Source organism: Flexivirga lutea, assembly GCF_054778955.1.
Genome location: NZ_BAAGZB010000006.1, coordinates 133,106 through 149,511, shown reverse-complemented (window position 1 = coordinate 149,511; position 16,406 = coordinate 133,106). Strand labels below are relative to the sequence as shown.

The following is a 16,406-nucleotide window of genomic DNA, read 5'->3' as shown; positions in this document are numbered from 1 at the left end:
TCTGCGACCGAACTGTTATCTGCGGCAATCCCTCATGTGTCGCTCAGAGCTGCTAGGGCCAGTGTCCGGGCGCCGATGCCGATGGCCGACTCGTCGATGACCAGATCGCCCTGGTGCAGTTCGTAGGTCGCCCCGCCGGGGGTGCGGGTGCCCAGCCGGGCCAGCGCGCCGGGCGCCGCCTGGAGCAGCCAGGAGAAGTCCTCGCCACCCAGTGATTGCCGGGTCGGTACGACGCTGCGCTCCCCTTCCGCGCGCCGGACCGCGGCCGCGAGCGCCGCGACCGCGCCGGCGTCGTTGACCACCGGTGGGACTCCGCGGATGTGACGCACCTGGGCCGCGACCTGGTAGGGCGCCACGATGTCCTGGACGATCTGCTCGACCAGTCCGTCCACCCGCTTCCACTCGTCGGCGTCGAGCATCCGCAGGGTGCCCAGCAGGTGGCCGCTCGCCGGGATGACGTTCGCCGCGTTGCCGGCCTCGATCCGGCCCCAGACCAGCGCGACGCCGGACCTGGGGTCCAATCGTCGGCTCAGGACGGCAGGCACCTCGGTGAGCACCTTGCCGAGCGCGAAGGTCAGGTCGGCCGAAAGGTGCGGGCGGGAGGTGTGGCCACCCGGGCCGGTCAGGGTGATGTCGACAGCGTCGCAGGCGGCGGTGATCGGTCCGACGGTGAGGCCGACCGTGCCGGCGTCGATGCTGGGGTCGCAGTGCACGGCCAGGGCCCGATCGACACCGTTCATCGCTCCGAAGTCCAGCACGTCGTGCGCCCCACCGGGCATGACCTCCTCGGCGGGCTGGAAGATGCACCGCACCGCCAGCCCACGTCCGGCCAGCGTCGACTCGATCGTCTTCAGCGCCAGCGCGGCGCCGAGCACGACGGTGGTGTGCACGTCGTGGCCGCAGGCGTGGCACACGCCGTCGACGGTCGACCGGAAGGGCAGGCCGCTGCGCTCGGGCACCGGCAGCGCGTCCAGGTCGGCGCGCAGCGCGATCCGGCGTGCGGGGTCCGTCGCGCCGATATCGGCGATCAGGCCGGTGCCGGGCAACGGGGTGATCGCGATGTCCGCGGCGGTGAGGGTGTCACGCAGGAAGGCCGTGGTGCGGATCTCGCGGTGGGCGATCTCCGGGTGGGCGTGCAGGTCGCGGCGCCAGGTGGTCAGTTGCGGGAGCAGCCGCTCGATCTCGGCGAGGACCGCCGCGGCGGCATCGACGGCCGTGCTCGAAGAGGCAAGATCACTCACAAGTCGTTCATGGTACGTCGGGTGTTCTCGCGCCCGCCGACCAGCACCAGGAACGCGCCTGCCTCGTCGTGGGACCGGGCGGCGCGTTCGGCGAAGATCTCGGCGGCGATCTCCCGCACCGAGGCATCCAGTCCGCCGGCGCCGCGCCACAGCACGAGAGTGCCGGGCCGGTCGCGGACGTCGCTGAGGCTGTCGGCAAGGGCGTCCCAGTTGCCGCCGAACCAGTCCGGCAGCTGGAAGGCCTGGCGGCATACCTGCAGGAAGTGGGCCTTGTCCTGACCGGACGACGTGTCGAGGTCGACGATGCGCCACCCCGCCCGCTCAGCCGCACGGCGGGCGCCGGCGAGGTCGTCGCTGGGATGCAGGCCGGAGGCGCCGGCAGCGATCAGATCAGCCGGTTCGCTCATGGCACGATCCTCCGGAAGCTGTCGTAGTGGTCGGCGGTGTAGTAGAGCGTGCCGTCGCGCGCCGTGATGATCCGCCGAGCGCCGCGGTCGGCGGAGCCCGGCGTCCGAACGGTGTATTCGTGGTAGTAGCCGGCGGATTCGCGCGGCAGCAGCCGCTCACGGTTCTGGAAGACGGACCCGTCCTGGTGATAGGGGAACGGGCCGCCCGTCTCGATCAGACCCATCGTGGCGCGCGCTTCGGCGGGCAGGTCGGACGCACGCACCGTGGCCAGTCCGTCGTCCGGGTGGTCCCTCCCGCCGGCGCCCACGCTGCTCGTGGCTGCCGGCGTGCCGGCCGGTGCGTGGCTGGTCCCGCCGGAGCTGGTGCCGCAGCCGGCCAGCACGCAGATCAGCGTGATGAGGATCAACAGTGCGAAGACACCCGGGATGAACAGATCGCGAATCCGCCTGGCCCGGTGCAGCATCGGGCCAGATTAGCGGCTGGCCGTCTTCTCTCTTGATCGACAGGACCCACTGCGCGCCGAGCGGACCCCATACACACCGCCGGTATGGGGGCCAGTCAGACCGGAAGGGGTCCTGTCGGTCAGGGCTGTGGATCGATTCTGCGGCAACCGCGCCGCATGGGCCAGAGTGCTCGAGCATGACAGCGAATCCGGCACCGCCACCCGTGACGCAGCCCCACCCCGACGACACTCTCGAGCTGGCCAGGCGCCGACACCTCGCGACATGCGCGGCGAGGGTGCAGCGCCTGCGCGGGCTGTTCATCCCCGGGCCGGCCGACCGGCTGGCGCTGGTTCCCACGATGCAGGCTTCGGACAGAAACCTCTCCGGTCCTGGCACCGAAACCTGGACGCGGCTGCGCCGTGCGGCGTTCGCCGCCTGCGATCCTGTCCAGCTGACGCCCGAGGACCGCGTCGTCCTGATGGCGATAGCCGTCCAGCACGCCGCCGCTCGGCCGCTCATCTTCAGCCAGGGCACCGCGTCGGCCTTGCTGGAGTTGCCGTCGATAGGCACGACGACGGAACTGGTCGAATTCGCAACGCCGCCGGGCACCCGGGGTCGCAAATCTCAGGCGCGCCGACGGCGTACCGCCATCGCACCGAACTTCGTCGAACTCGACAACCTTCGGGCGACCGACGTCGATCGCACGATCATCGACCGCGCTCGTTACGCGAGTCTGGAATCAGCGCTCGCAGCCGCCGACGCCGCCCTGCACCTCGGGCTCGTCGCGCAACGCACGCTTCTCTCCCAGGCGCAGCACCTACCGGCAGGCTCACGCGGATGCAAGATGGCGGAGCTCGCGATGGCACTGGCCGACCACCGCACCGAGTCCCCGCTGGAGTCGCTCAGCCGTGCCCGCATGTTCCAACTCGGGATGCCCATGCCCGAGCTGCAGGTGAACTTCTACGACGCCTACGGATTCATCGGCCGGGTCGACTTCTTCTGGCGGCACCTCGGCATCGTCGGCGAGGCCGACGGAAAGGTGAAGTTCCGTGTCGCCGGCGGGTCGACCGGTAGCGAGGCGGAGGACCGGGTCTGGCAGGCGAAACGGCGCGACGACCGGCTCAGACGGCACCCGGACGTTCGTGACGTGTTCCACTGGGACTGGCCCGAAGCGCTCAACGCCGCCGGCTTCGCGCGGTTGTTGGCAGAGCAAGGGATCCATCCGGTCCCGGACGGCGGCTGGCCGGTGCCCGACGGCCCGTTACCGCGCAAGGCTCGCCATACCTCCTGGACCGAGTGGACCCGAAGCTGAGCGAGCGGCCCCCGACGGGCGACCCTGCATAGGGGCCGCTCGCTGCGGAAGGGGTCCGCTCGGTCAGGCGAGGGCTCGGTTGAGTTCGGCAACGAGCGCCGGCCCGCGGTAGATGAGTCCGCTGTAGATCTGCACCAGCGAGGCGCCGGCGTCGATCAGGGCGAGCCCGTCGTCGGCGGTCATGACGCCGCCGACGCCGATGACCGGCAGCTTCGATCGCTCGGCGATGCGCTGCACGACATATCGCGACCGGCGGGTCAGCGGGGCGCCGCTCAGGCCGCCGGCCTCGTCCGCCAGTGGCAGGTCCGCCTCGGCGATGCCGTCCCGCGACAGGGTGGTGTTGGTGGCGATGATGCCGCTGGCGTCGGCGCGTTGTGCCACCTCGAGCACGTCGTCGATCGCGCTGTCGGTGAGGTCCGGGGCGATCTTGACGAAGATCGGGGTCCGGGAGCGGGCAGCGGTCGCGGTGACGAGTTCGGCCAGCAGCTCCGCGAGCGGTTCCTTGTCCTGCAGGGAACGCAGCCCCGGAGTGTTGGGGCTGGAGACGTTGACCGCGAAGTAGTCCGCGTGCGCGTCCAGCAGCGCGAGGCTGGTGAGGTAGTCGCCGATGGCGTCCTCCACCGGCGTCGCCTTGGTCTTGCCGATGCTCACCCCGATCGGTATGCCGATGGGGCCCGCCGCCGCGAGGCGATCGGCCAGGACCCGGGCACCGTCGTTGTTGAAGCCCATCCGGTTGATGATCGCGTCGCTGCCGCGCAGCCGGAACAGCCGCGGCTGCGGGTTGCCCGGCTGCGCCTGCGCGGTGACCGTGCCGAGTTCGATGTGGCCGAATCCCAGGTGTTCCCAGACCTTGACGCCCAGCCCGTCCTTGTCGACGCCCGCGGCCAGGCCGACCCGGCCCGGGAACCGGACACCGGCGACCTCGACCGGTCCGGCCGGTCGCGGTAGGGCTGCTGCGAGAGACCGTAGGGCGGCGGGGTGGTCGCCCAGTTGCGCCATCCGGCGAAGGGTGCGGTGGTGCGCGGTCTCGGCGTCTCCCCCGCCGACGCGGAAGAGCAATGGCCGCATCGCGGCGCGGTATCCGGCGTCGAGCGCCCAGCGCGGCAGCGCCATCAGGTGAGCTCGCCGCGGCCGGCGGCCTTCAGGCGCTGCACCACACTCTTGACGTCCTGTGCCCGTTCCCGGTTGGTGACCAGGAGCGCGTCCGGGGTGTCGACCACGATGATGTCCTTGACGCCGAGTGTCACCACGACACGGCCGGACCGGGGCGCGATGACCCCGGTCGTGTCCTCGGCGACGACGTCCTCGGCGCTGCCGAGCACCTTGACGCCGTCTGCGGATCCGGTGAGCAGCGAGCCCAGCGAATCGAAGTCGCCGACGTCGTCCCAGTCGAAGTGACCGGGGATGACGGCGACCCGCCCGTCCGCGGCGGCAGGTTCGGCGAGCGCCTTGTCGATGGCGATCTCGGTGAGCCGCGGCCACAACTCGGTCAGCCGCAGCGGGTTGTCGGCTATGGCGCGCAGATCGCCGGCGAGGCCGGGCTGGTAGTGATCGAGCATGTCCAGCAGTTCGCTTGCCCGGAAGACGAACATACCGGCGTTCCAACGATATTCGCCGCTTGCGAGGTAGGAGCGAGCAGTCTCGACGTCCGGCTTCTCCACGAAGGAGTCGACGCCGTGTGCGTTCGGCGCACCCTCCACATCGAGCGGTTTGCCGAGCTTGATGTAACCGAATCCCGTTGCGGGGCTCTTGGGTTCGATGCCGATGGTCACCAGCCGGCCGGTGCGCGCGACGGCCACCGCCTCCCGCACGCTGGCCCGGAACGACTCGTCGTCGCGGATGACGTGGTCGGCCGCGAAGGAGCCGATGATCGCGTCGTGGTCGCGCTGCTCGAGGATCGCTGCGGCCAGTCCGATGGCCGGCATCGACTCCCTCGGCGACGGCTCGACGAGGAGGGCGTCGATGCCGAGTTCGGGCAGTTGCTGGCGCACTTCGGGCGCGTGCCGCAGGCCTGTCGCGATCAGCAGCCGATCCTCGGACAAGGGAGCGAGCCGGTCGACCGTGCCCTGCAGCAGCGACCAGCCGGAGCCGGTGAGGTCGTGCAGGAATTTCGGCGAACCCGAGCGCGACAGCGGCCACAGCCGGGTGCCCGAACCGCCGGCGGGGATGACGGTCCAGAACCCCTCGATGGGTCCGTTCTCCTCGGTCGACATGGCAACAAGCTAATGCACGATCTTCACCTCCCGCTCACGGGTTCGGCAGGCCGTCACTCACTGATCGACGACTGCGACGGCAACGTGCGTGTCGTGCGCATTTGCGATCGTCACCGACTCCCTCATCCCGACCTGGAGCGGCGTCACCACCAGCGTCTGCCAGTTGCTGACCGGGCGATGCGGCTTCCCGATCCGGTCGGTCCGCACACCACCACCGTCGCCGGAAGTTCGCTAGCGTCGATCGGGTCGCACTTGGTCTAGACCTCTCCCCTGGACCACGCCCTGAGGAAGGAACTTCACGGTGATCACACTCCCGCCCCGCCCGACCCCGCACCACCCCCGACGTCATACCGCCTACCGCAAGACCGCCGTCCTCGGCACGGTCGCCGCGGTCGCCCTCGGCATGGCCGGCACCGCCGTCTCGCCGGCCCGAGCCGCCGGCGGACACCCGACATCCACCACGGCTGCCACGCTTCCGAAGGTCTTCCCGCAGCCCCAGCAGATGGAGGCGTCCGGCGCACCGGTCCCACTCAGCGGCAAGGTGCTGATCGTCACCGGTGACAACGCCGACGCGCCCACCGTCGCCCTCGTCGAACAGATCGTGACCGCGGCCGGCGGCCATCCGATCGTGGCCAAGACGGCCTCCGGCGGTGGCAAGCGGGTCTATCTGGGCACCAGCGCCACCAATCCCGCGATCGACGACGCCATGGCTGCCATGGGCGTCCGGGACGCCGCCGACCTCGCGGCCGACGGCTACGTCCTGGCCAGCGGCCGGTATGACGGCAAGCCGACCGTCGTGCTCAACGGCGTCGACCAGCGCGGCACGTTCTACGCCGCGCAGACCCTCCGGCAGTTGGTGACCCACAAGCAGGTCCCCGGTGTGACGATCCGCGACTGGCCGCTGATGTCGATCCGCGGCGCCATCGAGGGGTTCTACGGCATCCCGTGGTCGCACCAGGCCCGGCTGGACCAGATGGCGTTCTACGGCAAGCACAAGATGAACACCTACATCTACACGCCCAAGGACGACCAGTTGCTGCGCGCCGAGTGGCGCACGCCGTACAGCGGCGCCGCCCTGGACCGGATGAAGGAACTGGTCAAGGCCGCGAACACCAACCACGTCGACTTCACCTTCGCCCTCTCGCCGGGCAACGACATCTGCTACTCCGGCCAGTCCGACTTCGACGCCACGATCAAGAAGTTCGACCAGTTGCGCGCCCTGGGCGTGCGCTCCTTCTACATCGCACTGGACGACATACCACTGAAGTTCCACTGCGACGCGGACAAGCAGAAGTACCCCGACAACGGCGACTGGCACTGGCTGGCCGACGCACAGGCCGACTACCTGAACCGGATCGAGAAGGAGTACATCGAGCCGAACCATCTCGAGCCGCTGCAGACCGTGCCGACCAACTACAACGGCTCCGGCCCGGACCCGTACAAGGGCGAGTTCGGCGCCCGGCTCAACGACGACGTCCGGGTGCAATGGACCGGTGAGGGCGTCTTCTCGGACACGATCACCGCCGCATCGGTGCAGCGGGCGAGTACGTCGTACAACACCGACCACCTCTACATCTGGGACAACTTCCCGGTGAACGACGGCAAGCGCGGCCGGCTCTTCCTGAACCCGCTGACCGGGCGGGCGCCCGACCTCTACAAGTACATCGACGGATTCACCTCCAACCCGATGATCGAGCCGTACGCCTCGATGCCGGCGTTGGCCAACTACGGGGACTACACCTGGAACGGGCCGAAGTACGACGCCGACGCCTCGATGTCGGCGGTGCTCGACGAACTCGCCGGACCCGATTCCGGCACCCGCGAGGCGCTGCGCACCTTCGCCGACCTCAACCAGGAATGGCCCTACCGGGCCGGCACCGAGCACGCGCCGGCGTTGACGAAGGACATCGACGCGTTCTGGGCGGCCCGGGCGGACGGCAGCACCAGCACTGCGCTGCAGCGACGGCTGGCGGCGATCACCGCCCTGCCCCGCACGCTCAGCGGTATGGCGCAACCCGGCTTCGCCAGTGACGCGCAGCCGTGGATCGATGCCGCGGCGCTGTGGGCCACGGCGTTGCAGCACGAGATCGCGATGCTGGATGCCGTCGATGCCGGTGACGGCGCGAAGGCGACGCGGGAATACTTCGCCGCCCAGCGGGCGATCGCCGACGCCAAGAAGCCGACCGTGCCGGACCAGGGCGCGAACGGCACGACACAGCCCGACCAGATCGTCCCCTCCGTCGGCGACGGCGCGTTCGAGGCGTTCACCGCGAAGGCGAACCAGGCGTTCGTCGACTGGCTGGGCGCCGAACCGCTCGACATGAAGCGGTATGCGAGCACGCCGAGCACGTCGATGGGCACGTACTCCAGCTACGCCAGCGGCCGGATGACCGACGATGACCCGTCGACCTACTACTGGTCCAACGCCGCGCCCTCGGTCGGCAGCAATGTCCGGGTCGACCTCGGCTCGGTGCAGCAGGTCGGCAACGTCGTGGTGCGCCAGTCCGACAGTGACACCCAGACGGGAGACATGATCTACCACGCCGCGCTCGACTACTCGACCGACGGCGAGCACTGGACGACCGCCGGCGAGTTCGACACCAAACCGGTGGTTCGCTACAGCTTCGACACCCCCGTGCAGGCACGGTACGTGCGACTGCGGGCGACCGCACTGAACCCGGGCGGCAAGTGGGTCAAGATCCGCGACTTCGCGGTGTCCGCGACGACCTCCGTCTCCGCCAACCTGCCGGCCACCGACGGCAGCAGCGCGACGGAGGCGTTCGACGCCGACCTGACCACGGCCTACCGGGCGGCGACGCAACCAGTGGACGGGTCCTACATCGGCCGCGCGTATGCCGATCCGGTGTCATTGCAGTCGGTTTCGGTCGTTGCGTCAGCCGGCGCCGGTGAGCTGCAGGTGCAGCACGACGGCACCTGGTCGACCGTCGGCTCGCTGGCGGTGGGCGCGTCATACGCGCACGGTGACGTGGACCCGTCCTGGCAGGTGACGGGTGTGCGGATGCTGTTCAGCCCGGGCTCCGACGCGCCGGTGATCCAGGAGCTGGTGGCGCGGTAGACGGCACTCGGCGGGGCGTGCCGGGGGTTCCGGGGGGCCGGCGAGGACTGGCGTACCAAAGTCTCCCCAGGGCAGCGTTCAGCACACCCCCAGCCGCCCCGCCGTACCAAAGTCTCCCCAGGGCAACGTTCAGCACACCCCCGGCCGCCCCGCCGTACCAAAGTCTCCCCAGGGCAGCGTTCAGCACACCCCCGGCCGCCCCGCCGTACCAAAGTCTCCCCAGGGCAGCGATCGGCACATTGCACTCTCGCCGACCCTGTGGACAACGCTCAGCATCGTCGGCGCGCAACGGCCATCCTGGAACGATGCCCGAACAGTTCGATCCACGCCTTCCGTTCCGCCGCGCGGCCGGCCTGCGCCACGGCATCGGCCGACGAGCGTTGCAGAGCAACGGATTCCGCCAGTTGTATCGAGGATGCTACGTCTCCGCGAACGTCATCCCGAACTTCGTGATGCGGGCGACTGCTGCCCTCGAGATGGTGCCCGGCGCTTACGGCCTGAGCCACCACAGCGCCACGACCTGGTACGGCGCAACGGCGCCCGACACACCCGACATACATCTCGCGGTTCCACATCGATTGCGGTGCGACCTTCCAGGTATCCGCATCCACCGCTATCGCACGCCACCACTGCTGTGGACCCGTCGCGGGATCAAGGTCACCGCCCCGGTCCAGACCTTCGTCGACATGGCCGCCACGTCGGACCTGGTCGACCTGGTCGTGCTCGGCGACTCCCTCGTGCGGAGAACTTCGGTGACACCGTCCGAGCTCAGGGCGTTCGCTCGGGAATCACGGGCGAGTGGCATCGGACGAGCACGGCGGGCCGGCTCACTGGTCCGTGCGCACGTCGACTCCGCGCAGGAGACGCGCTCGCGCCTGCTGATCGTGTTGTCCGGTATGCCGGAGCCGGCCGTCGACCTGCGCTTCCATTCGGACGACGGCAACCTGCTCCGACGCATCGACATGGGATACGAGGACGTCAAACTGGCCGTCGAGTATGACGGCCGACAGCACATCGACCGGCAAGCACACTGGGGCAACGACATCGGACGACGCGAGTACTTCGAGGGCCTCGGGTGGCGTTTCATCATTTTGATCTCGCCCGATATCTGGACCACACCCGGGCAGACCGTCGAACGAGTCCACGGCGCTCTCCTCGACCGCGGTGTCGCAGTGCCGTCGCTGCGAGATGACTGGCGGTTGCACTTTCCTGGTGGAGGCAGCGGCTACTCCGGAGCGCTGCCCGCCTGAGCCGGCCGGAACCCTGCCCTGGGGAGACTTCGGTACGCCCCAGCCCGCACACCCGTACCCTTCCCTCCCCTGGGGAGACTTCGGTACGCCCGGCCCCGCACACCCGTACCCTTCCCTGCCCTGGGGAGACTTCGGTACACCCCGGCCCGCAGACCCGTACCCGTACCTTTCCCTCCCCTGGGGAGACTTCGGTACGCCCCAGCCCGCAGACCCGTACCCTTCCCTCCCCTGGGGAGACTTCGGTACACCCCGGCCCCGCACACCCGTACCCTTCCCTCCCCTGGGGAGACTTCGGTACGCCCGGCCCCGCACACGCGAAAGGCCGGCACCGGGCAAACCCGGCACCGGCCCTTCTCCGTTGTATGACGACGCCGCCGCCAGCGGCAGCGGACGAAGTCACCAGCGGCTGCGGTCAGCTCTTGGCCTTCAGGAAGTCGCGGTTGAGCTGGCTGATGACGTCCAGCGGGATCTCCTTGGGGCACGCGGCCGAGCACTCACCGAGGTTCTGGCAACCGCCGAAGTCCTCCGCATCGTGCTGGTTGACCATCTTGACGACGCGGGCGTCGCGTTCGGCCTGGCCCTGCGGCAGCTCACCCAGGTGGGTGATCTTGGCGCCCAGGAAGAGCATGCCGGAGGCGTTCGGGCACGCCGCGACGCAGGCGCCACAGCTGATGCAGGTGGCGGCGTCGAAGGCACGGTCCGCCTTGTGCTTCTGCACCTGCAGGTTGTTGGCCTCGACCGCGGCGCCGGTGTTGACCGAGATGTAGCCGCCGGCCTGGATCACCCGGTCGAACGCCGACCGGTCCACGATCAGGTCACGCACCAGCGGGAACGCCTGGGCGCGCCACGGCTCGATGGTGATCGTGTCGCCGTCGGTGAAGGAGCGCATGTGCAGCTGGCAGGTCGTGGTGACCTCCGGCCCGTGCGCCTCGCCGTTGATCATCAGCGAACACATGCCGCAGATGCCCTCACGGCAGTCGGAGTCGAATGCCACCGGCTCCTCGCCCTGGCCGGTGAGTTGCTCGTTGAGTACGTCGAGCATCTCCAGGAACGACATGTCCTCGGAGATGTCGCTGACCGGGTAGGTCACCAGCTCGCCCTGCGCGTCGGGGCCGGCCTGGCGCCAGATCTTCAATGTCAGGTTCATGTTACTTGTAGCTCCGCTGCTTCAGCTGGATGAAGTTGTAGGTGAGGTCTTCCTTGTGCAGCACGGGCGGCTCCAGGCTGCCCTCGCTGCCGCCGGTGAACTCCCAGGCCGCGACATACGCGAACTTCTCGTCGTCACGCAGCGCCTCGCCGTCCTCGGTCTGCGACTCGGAACGGAAGTGGCAGCCGCACGACTCGGTCCGGTGCAGGGCGTCGATGCACATCAGCTCGGCCAGCTCGAAGAAGTCGGCCACCCGGCCGGCCTTCTCCAGGGACTGGTTGAGCGTCGCCGCCGAACCGGGCACCTTGACGTTGCGCCAGAACTCTTCGCGCAGCGAGCGGATCTGCTCGATCGCCTTGCGCAGGCCGGCGTCGTTGCGTTCCATGCCGCAGTATTCCCAGACGATCTGTCCGAGCTCCTTGTGGAAGGAGTCGACCGTGCGCTCACCGTCGATGGACAGCAGCTTCTCGATCCGGTCCTCGACGGACTTGCGCGCCTCCAGCACCTCGGGGGCGTCCTCGGCGACCGGCTCGAACGGACCCTGCGCCAGGTAGTCACGGATGGTGTTGGGCAGCACGAAGTAACCGTCGGACAGGCACTGCATCAGCGAGGACGCACCCAGCCGGTTCGCGCCGTGATCGGAGAAGTTGGCCTCCCCCGCCGCGAACAGGCCCGGGATCGTGGTCTCCAGGTTGTAGTCGACCCAGAGGCCACCCATCGTGTAGTGCACCGCCGGGTAGATGCGCATCGGCACCTTGTAGGGGTCCTCGCCGGTGATCCGCTGGTACATGTCGAAGAGGTTGCCGTACTTGGCCTTGACCGCATCGACACCCATCCGCTCGATCGCCGAGGCGAAGTCGAGGTAGACACCGCGGCGGAAGTCGCCGACCTTCGGGCCGACACCGCGGCCCTCGTCGCACACGACCTTGGCCTGGCGGCTACCGATGTCGCGCGGGACCAGGTTGCCGAACGCGGGGTACTTGCGCTCCAGGTAGTAGTCGCGGTCCTCTTCGGGTATGTCGCGCGGGTCCTTCTCGCAGTCCTCGCGACGCTTGGGCACCCATATGCGGCCGTCGTTGCGCAGCGACTCGCTCATCAGCGTCAGCTTGGACTGGTAGTCGCCGGACACCGGGATGCAGGTCGGGTGGATCTGCGTGTAACAGGGGTTGGCGAAGTAGGCGCCCTTGCGGTGCGCCCGCCAGCTCGCGGTGACGTTGCAGCCCATGGCGTTGGTGGACAGGAAGAAGACGTTGCCGTAGCCGCCGCTGGCCAGCACCACGACGTCGGCCAAGTGCGTCTCGATCTCGCCGGTGACCATGTCACGCGCGATGATGCCGCGTGCCTTGCCGTCGACGATGATGACCTCGAGCATCTCGTGGCGGGTGAACTGCTCCACCGTGCCGGCCGCGACCTGCCGCTCCATCGCCTGGTAGGCGCCGATCAGCAACTGCTGACCCGTCTGCCCGCGGGCATAGAAGGTGCGGGCCACCTGCACACCACCGAAGGACCGGTTGTCCAGCAGGCCGCCGTAGTCGCGCGCGAAGGGCACACCCTGGGCGACACACTGGTCGATGATGTTGGCGCTGACCTCGGCCAACCGGTAGGAGTTGGACTCGCGCGAGCGGTAGTCCCCGCCCTTCACCGTGTCGTAGAACAGCCGGTAGACCGAGTCGCCGTCGTCGTTGTAGTTCTTGGCGGCGTTGATGCCGCCCTGGGCGGCCACCGAGTGCGCCCGGCGCGGGCTGTCCTGGTAGCAGAACGACTTCACGTGGTAGCCGGCCTCGCCGAGCGTGGCGGCGGCCGCACCCCCGGCCAGGCCGGTGCCGACGATGATCACCGACAGCTTGCGCCGGTTGGTCGGGTTGACCAGCTTGTTGTCGAACTTCGCTTGGGTCCACATCTGGTCGATGGGCACCTTCGGCGCGCGAGTGTCCTCGATGTTCTCGCCGAGCGAGTAGAGGTTGTCGACCAGTTCGGAGATGGGTTCAGGCATCTGGCAGTCCTTACTTGATTCCGCCGAAGGCGATGGCGAGCGGCGGGATGACGAAGCCGACGGCGACGATCAGAGCCACCACGACGGCGACGACGTTGGCGATCGTGCGGGCGCGGACCGTCGAGGTGAACCCGAGGGTCTGCGCGGCGCTCCAGATGCCGTGCCGCAGGTGCATGCCGAGGGCGATCATCGCCAGCACGTAGATGAGGGTGACCCACCACACGTTGAACGCGTGCACGGTCAGCTCGTAGGGATCGTGGGTGATGGCCGTCGTGTTGCCGCCGCTACCGACGTTGAACTTGACGATCGTGAACTGCAGCAGGTGCCAGATCACGAAGAGCAGCAGGAAGGTGCCGCCCCAGCGCATCCACCTGCTCGAGAACGACCGCGCGATCGACTTCTTCACGGCGTAGCGCTGCGGACGGGCGGCCCGGGCACGACCCCACAGCACGTAGGCCGCGTAGGCGTGCAGCACGACGCTGATCCCGAGGATGACTTCCATGACGGTGAGGAAGCCGTGTCGCGGCAGCATCGGCTCGCCGATGGTGCGCAGGTGCTCGGAGTAGGTGTTGAAGGCCGTGTGGCCGTCGAAGAGCTTGTAGAGATTGCCGTACATGTGGGCAATCACGAAGAGCACGAAAATGATGCCGGTCACAGCCATCAGCGTTTTCAGGAAGATCGAGCTTCCCTGTTTGCCGGTGCGGACTCGAGGCGGCTTGGAGACGGTTGAGGTTGCCACGGGCTTCAGGTTACGCCGCAAAGTACCTTGACATCGAAATAAGGTTCACCTAAGCGCTCACCAGTGGCCAGGTGGCCACCGAGCGCCATACCTGATCGGCTCCGTGCTCGTAGAGATCGAAGCCGGCCACCTCGAAACTGCGCTCGTATGACGACAACTCGGCGAACGCGTCGTCGAGGGCGGCCTCCGGGACGCCGTGGGCGATGGTGACGTGCGGGTGGTAGGGAAACGCGAGGTCGCGCTCGACCGGACCCGACCGGACAGCGCGCTCCAACTGCTCGCAACTGGCGATGCCCTCGGCGACCGCGACGAACACCACCGGCGAGATGGGCCGGAAGGTGCCGGTCCCGCGCAGCGTCATCCGGAACGGCGTCACGGTGTCGGCGACCGCTGCGAGGTGGTCACGCAGCGCCCCCTCCGCGTCCGGCTCCACCGGGGTCGGCGGCATCAACGTCACATGCGGCGGCACCGCCTCGGCCAGCGGGTCACCGGCCTGCACCCTGGCCTTCTGCAATTCGTCCGCGAAGGGTTGCGGGATCGGGATCGAGACACCGATCGTCTTCATCAGCGGGAGGCCGCCGACGGGATGAAGCCGACTGCGGCATAAGCACGATCGAGGACGACCGACGCGACCGACCGCGCACGTTCGGCACCCCGCGCGAGGATCCGGTCCAGCTCGGCCGGGTCGGCCAGCAGTTCCTCGACGCGGGCCTTGAAGGGCGCCTGCACGTCGGCCACGAGCGCCGCGACGTCGGTCTTGAGCGCACCGTACTTGTTGGCACCGGCGTAGCGCTCGACCAGCGCCTCGATCGAGTCGTCGGACAGCGCGGAGTGGATGCGCAACAGGTTGGCGATGCCCGGCTTGGCCTCGACGTCGTAGCGCACCTCGTTGTCGGTGTCGGTGACGGCCGACTTGATCTTCTTGGTGTTGGCCTTGACCTCATCGAGCATCATCAGGTTGCCGTTCTGGTTGGCGGCCGACTTGCTCATCTTCGCGGTCGGCTCCTGCAGCGACATGATCTTCGCCGTGCCCTCGGGGATGTGGCCGCCGGGCACCACGAACGTGTCGCCGTAACGGGCGTTGAAACGCTGGGCCAGGTCACGAGTGAGCTCGAGGTGCTGCCGCTGGTCCTCGCCCACGGGGACGGAGGTGGCGTCATACAGCAGGATATCCGCCGCCATCAGCATCGGATAGGTGAACAGGCCCACGTTGGTGCCCTCGGTGCCGCGCTTGGCCGACTTGTCCTTGAACTGCGTCATCCGTGCCGCCTCGCCATACCCGGTGATGCAGTTGAGGATCCAGGCCAGCTGCGAGTGCTCGGGCACGTGCGACTGCACGAAGACCGTCGAGACCTCGGGGTCGATGCCGCCCGCTAGATACTGCGCCGCGGTCACTCTGGTGCGCTTGCGCAGATCCGCCGGGTCCGGGTTGACCGTGAGTGCGTGCTGATCGACGACACAGAAGAACGCGTCGAACTCGCTCTGCATGCGCACCCAGTTGACCTGCGCGCCCAGGTAGTTGCCCAGGTGCAGCGAGTCGTGCGTCGGCTGCATGCCGGACAGGATGCGCGGGGTGGGGACGCTGGGCCGGCTGGTGGGCGAGGTCTCGCTCATGGAAGGTACGCGCTCTCTTTCGTGGCACTCGAACCGGATCGCCGGCCAGTCTCTCACCCACGACCCGACCCGATGACGGTCGGCCACCGTCGACCTCGTCAACCTCCGGTGTTCGATCGTGTGCGGATATGATCGATCGGCGGAACCGAAGGGAGGTCGCGATGCTCGCCCGGCAACGGCAGGAACTCATCGCGCGCGCCGTCGAGGAACACGGCGGGATCCGGGTGTCCGAGCTCGTCACCGAGCTCAACGTCAGTGACATGACCATCCGCCGTGACATCGAGACACTCGCCCGGCGGGGCGTGGTGCGCAAGGTGCACGGCGGCGCCACCCGCGCCGACCGCAGCGCCGACGAACCAGGCTTCACCGCCAAGTCCGAGATGCATCAGGGCGCCAAGACCGAGATCGCGCGCACTACCGCCGGACTCATCTCACCGGGCTCGTCGGTCGCGGTCTCGGCCGGCACCACCGCGTATGCCGTCGCGCAAGCGCTCCAGGAAGTGACCCGGCTGACCGTGGTGACCAACTCGCCACGCGTGGCCGATCTGCTCTTCGACCCGCAGGAGAAGGACCGTCTGGTCGTGCTCACCGGCGGTGTCCGCACTCCCTCGGACGCACTGGTCGGACCGGTGGCCAACGAGATGCTACGGACCGTGCACGTCGACACCCTGATCCTGGGCGTGCACGGCATCGACCTCGACGCGGGGTTGACCACACCCAATCTGCAAGAGGCGCAGACCAATCGCGCGCTGATCCATGCCGCCAAGCGCGTCGTCGTCGTCGCCGACCACAGCAAGTGGGGCATCATCGGACTGTCCACCATCGCGACACTGGACGCTGTCGACACCCTGGTCACCGACGCCCAGCTCGACGAGGACGCCCGCCGCGCGATCGGCCGGCACCAGGTCAACCTGGTGGTCGCCGCACGGGACGACATCTCGGCGCCCGGCCGCTGAGCCGACGGCCGGCG

At 68.6% G+C, this 16,406-nt stretch carries 15 protein-coding genes; 4 read left to right on the top strand and 11 right to left on the bottom strand.

The genetic code is table 11. From position 1 onward, the window contains the following. Window positions 1–32: 32 nt before the first annotated feature. From ACYVBN_RS17740 to ACYVBN_RS17730, 3 genes are read right to left on the bottom strand one after another with little or no spacing between them, the layout of a single operon-like run. Window positions 33–1,241 (bottom strand): zinc-binding metallopeptidase family protein, encoded by a 1,209-nt coding sequence (locus ACYVBN_RS17740; protein ID WP_460601667.1) that lies wholly within the window; start codon window positions 1,239–1,241, stop codon window positions 33–35. Next, on the bottom strand, window positions 1,238–1,648 hold the full coding sequence (locus ACYVBN_RS17735; RefSeq protein WP_460601666.1) for a barstar family protein: 411 nt from the start codon (window positions 1,646–1,648) through the stop codon (window positions 1,238–1,240). Before ACYVBN_RS17735 ends, ACYVBN_RS17740 begins: the two co-directional genes overlap by 4 nt. Beyond that, window positions 1,645–2,112, bottom strand: coding sequence for a guanyl-specific ribonuclease (locus ACYVBN_RS17730; RefSeq protein WP_460601665.1), 468 nt, complete (start codon window positions 2,110–2,112; stop codon window positions 1,645–1,647). The genes ACYVBN_RS17735 and ACYVBN_RS17730 overlap by 4 nt, the downstream gene beginning before the upstream one ends. A 176-nt stretch (window positions 2,113–2,288) precedes the next feature. On the opposite strand from ACYVBN_RS17730, the gene ACYVBN_RS17725 reads away from it, so the two are divergent. Further along, window positions 2,289–3,404 (top strand): hypothetical protein, encoded by a 1,116-nt coding sequence (locus ACYVBN_RS17725; RefSeq protein ID WP_460601664.1) that lies wholly within the window; start codon window positions 2,289–2,291, stop codon window positions 3,402–3,404. Window positions 3,405–3,467: 63 nt separating this feature from the next. Here ACYVBN_RS17725 and ACYVBN_RS17720 read toward each other — a convergent pair whose 3' ends face one another. Genes ACYVBN_RS17720 through ACYVBN_RS17710 form a run of 3 tightly spaced genes read right to left on the bottom strand, consistent with a single transcriptional unit; the run spans window position 3,468 to window position 5,824 of the window. Next, a complete protein-coding gene (locus ACYVBN_RS17720; RefSeq protein WP_460601663.1) occupies window positions 3,468–4,517 on the bottom strand; it encodes a dihydroorotate dehydrogenase in 1,050 nt (349 codons plus the stop codon). Continuing rightward, window positions 4,517–5,617 carry a mannose-1-phosphate guanylyltransferase gene (locus ACYVBN_RS17715; protein WP_460601662.1) on the bottom strand — a complete coding sequence of 367 codons (1,101 nt, stop codon included), beginning with the start codon at window positions 5,615–5,617 and terminating at the stop codon, window positions 4,517–4,519. Before ACYVBN_RS17715 ends, ACYVBN_RS17720 begins: the two co-directional genes overlap by 1 nt. A gap of 57 nt (window positions 5,618–5,674) precedes the next feature. Next, window positions 5,675–5,824: a hypothetical protein gene (locus ACYVBN_RS17710; protein ID WP_460601661.1), complete on the bottom strand. Its 150-nt coding sequence runs from the start codon at window positions 5,822–5,824 to the stop codon at window positions 5,675–5,677. 94 nt (window positions 5,825–5,918) lie between these two features. Between ACYVBN_RS17710 and ACYVBN_RS17705 the strand changes: the two genes are divergently transcribed. Together ACYVBN_RS17705 and ACYVBN_RS17700 are read left to right on the top strand one after the other, a co-directional pair. After that, entirely contained in the window at window positions 5,919–8,693 is a 2,775-nt protein-coding gene (locus ACYVBN_RS17705) for a beta-N-acetylglucosaminidase domain-containing protein (protein ID WP_460601660.1), read from the top strand. Window positions 8,694–8,998: 305 nt separating this feature from the next. Beyond that, window positions 8,999–9,943 carry a hypothetical protein gene (locus tag ACYVBN_RS17700; RefSeq protein WP_460601659.1) on the top strand — a complete coding sequence of 315 codons (945 nt, stop codon included), beginning with the start codon at window positions 8,999–9,001 and terminating at the stop codon, window positions 9,941–9,943. Window positions 9,944–10,355: 412 nt separating this feature from the next. Here the strand turns inward: ACYVBN_RS17700 and ACYVBN_RS17695 are convergent, their stop codons facing one another. Genes ACYVBN_RS17695 through trpS form a run of 5 tightly spaced genes read right to left on the bottom strand, consistent with a single transcriptional unit; the run spans window position 10,356 to window position 15,436 of the window. Further along, window positions 10,356–11,090, bottom strand: a complete 735-nt coding sequence (locus ACYVBN_RS17695) for a succinate dehydrogenase/fumarate reductase iron-sulfur subunit (protein WP_460601658.1) — start codon at window positions 11,088–11,090, stop codon at window positions 10,356–10,358. Window position 11,091: 1 nt separating this feature from the next. Then, complete coding sequence (locus tag ACYVBN_RS17690) at window positions 11,092–13,083, bottom strand: fumarate reductase/succinate dehydrogenase flavoprotein subunit (RefSeq protein WP_440282717.1); 1,992 nt, start codon at window positions 13,081–13,083, stop codon at window positions 11,092–11,094. Window positions 13,084–13,093: 10 nt separating this feature from the next. Next, complete coding sequence (locus ACYVBN_RS17685) at window positions 13,094–13,822, bottom strand: succinate dehydrogenase cytochrome b subunit (protein ID WP_460601657.1); 729 nt, start codon at window positions 13,820–13,822, stop codon at window positions 13,094–13,096. Window positions 13,823–13,871: 49 nt separating this feature from the next. Further along, window positions 13,872–14,387, bottom strand: coding sequence for a 2'-5' RNA ligase family protein (locus tag ACYVBN_RS17680; protein WP_440282719.1), 516 nt, complete (start codon window positions 14,385–14,387; stop codon window positions 13,872–13,874). Next, window positions 14,387–15,436 carry a tryptophan--tRNA ligase gene (gene trpS, locus ACYVBN_RS17675; RefSeq protein ID WP_460601656.1) on the bottom strand — a complete coding sequence of 350 codons (1,050 nt, stop codon included), beginning with the start codon at window positions 15,434–15,436 and terminating at the stop codon, window positions 14,387–14,389. The genes ACYVBN_RS17680 and trpS overlap by 1 nt, the downstream gene beginning before the upstream one ends. Before the next feature lie 161 nt (window positions 15,437–15,597). Here trpS and ACYVBN_RS17670 point away from each other — a divergent pair, with 161 nt between their 5' ends. Then, on the top strand, window positions 15,598–16,392 hold the full coding sequence (locus ACYVBN_RS17670) for a DeoR/GlpR family DNA-binding transcription regulator (RefSeq protein WP_460601655.1): 795 nt from the start codon (window positions 15,598–15,600) through the stop codon (window positions 16,390–16,392). The last annotated feature ends 14 nt before the right edge of the window (window positions 16,393–16,406 follow it).

Excerpts from the sequence above, each read along its gene's own strand:
- ACYVBN_RS17670 (WP_460601655.1), top strand. The coding sequence starts at position 15,598 with ATGCTCGCCCGGCAACGGCAGGAACTCATCGCGCGCGCCGTCGAGGAA.
- ACYVBN_RS17700 (WP_460601659.1), top strand. The coding sequence starts at position 8,999 with ATGCCCGAACAGTTCGATCCACGCCTTCCGTTCCGCCGCGCGGCCGGC.
- ACYVBN_RS17715 (WP_460601662.1), bottom strand. The coding sequence starts at position 5,617 with ATGTCGACCGAGGAGAACGGACCCATCGAGGGGTTCTGGACCGTCATC.
- ACYVBN_RS17730 (WP_460601665.1), bottom strand. The coding sequence starts at position 2,112 with ATGCTGCACCGGGCCAGGCGGATTCGCGATCTGTTCATCCCGGGTGTC.
- trpS (WP_460601656.1), bottom strand. The coding sequence starts at position 15,436 with ATGAGCGAGACCTCGCCCACCAGCCGGCCCAGCGTCCCCACCCCGCGC.
- ACYVBN_RS17680 (WP_440282719.1), bottom strand. The coding sequence starts at position 14,387 with ATGAAGACGATCGGTGTCTCGATCCCGATCCCGCAACCCTTCGCGGAC.
- ACYVBN_RS17735 (WP_460601666.1), bottom strand. The coding sequence starts at position 1,648 with ATGAGCGAACCGGCTGATCTGATCGCTGCCGGCGCCTCCGGCCTGCAT.
- ACYVBN_RS17725 (WP_460601664.1), top strand. The coding sequence starts at position 2,289 with ATGACAGCGAATCCGGCACCGCCACCCGTGACGCAGCCCCACCCCGAC.
- ACYVBN_RS17690 (WP_440282717.1), bottom strand. The coding sequence starts at position 13,083 with ATGCCTGAACCCATCTCCGAACTGGTCGACAACCTCTACTCGCTCGGC.
- ACYVBN_RS17695 (WP_460601658.1), bottom strand. The coding sequence starts at position 11,090 with ATGAACCTGACATTGAAGATCTGGCGCCAGGCCGGCCCCGACGCGCAG.
- ACYVBN_RS17720 (WP_460601663.1), bottom strand. The coding sequence starts at position 4,517 with ATGGCGCTGCCGCGCTGGGCGCTCGACGCCGGATACCGCGCCGCGATG.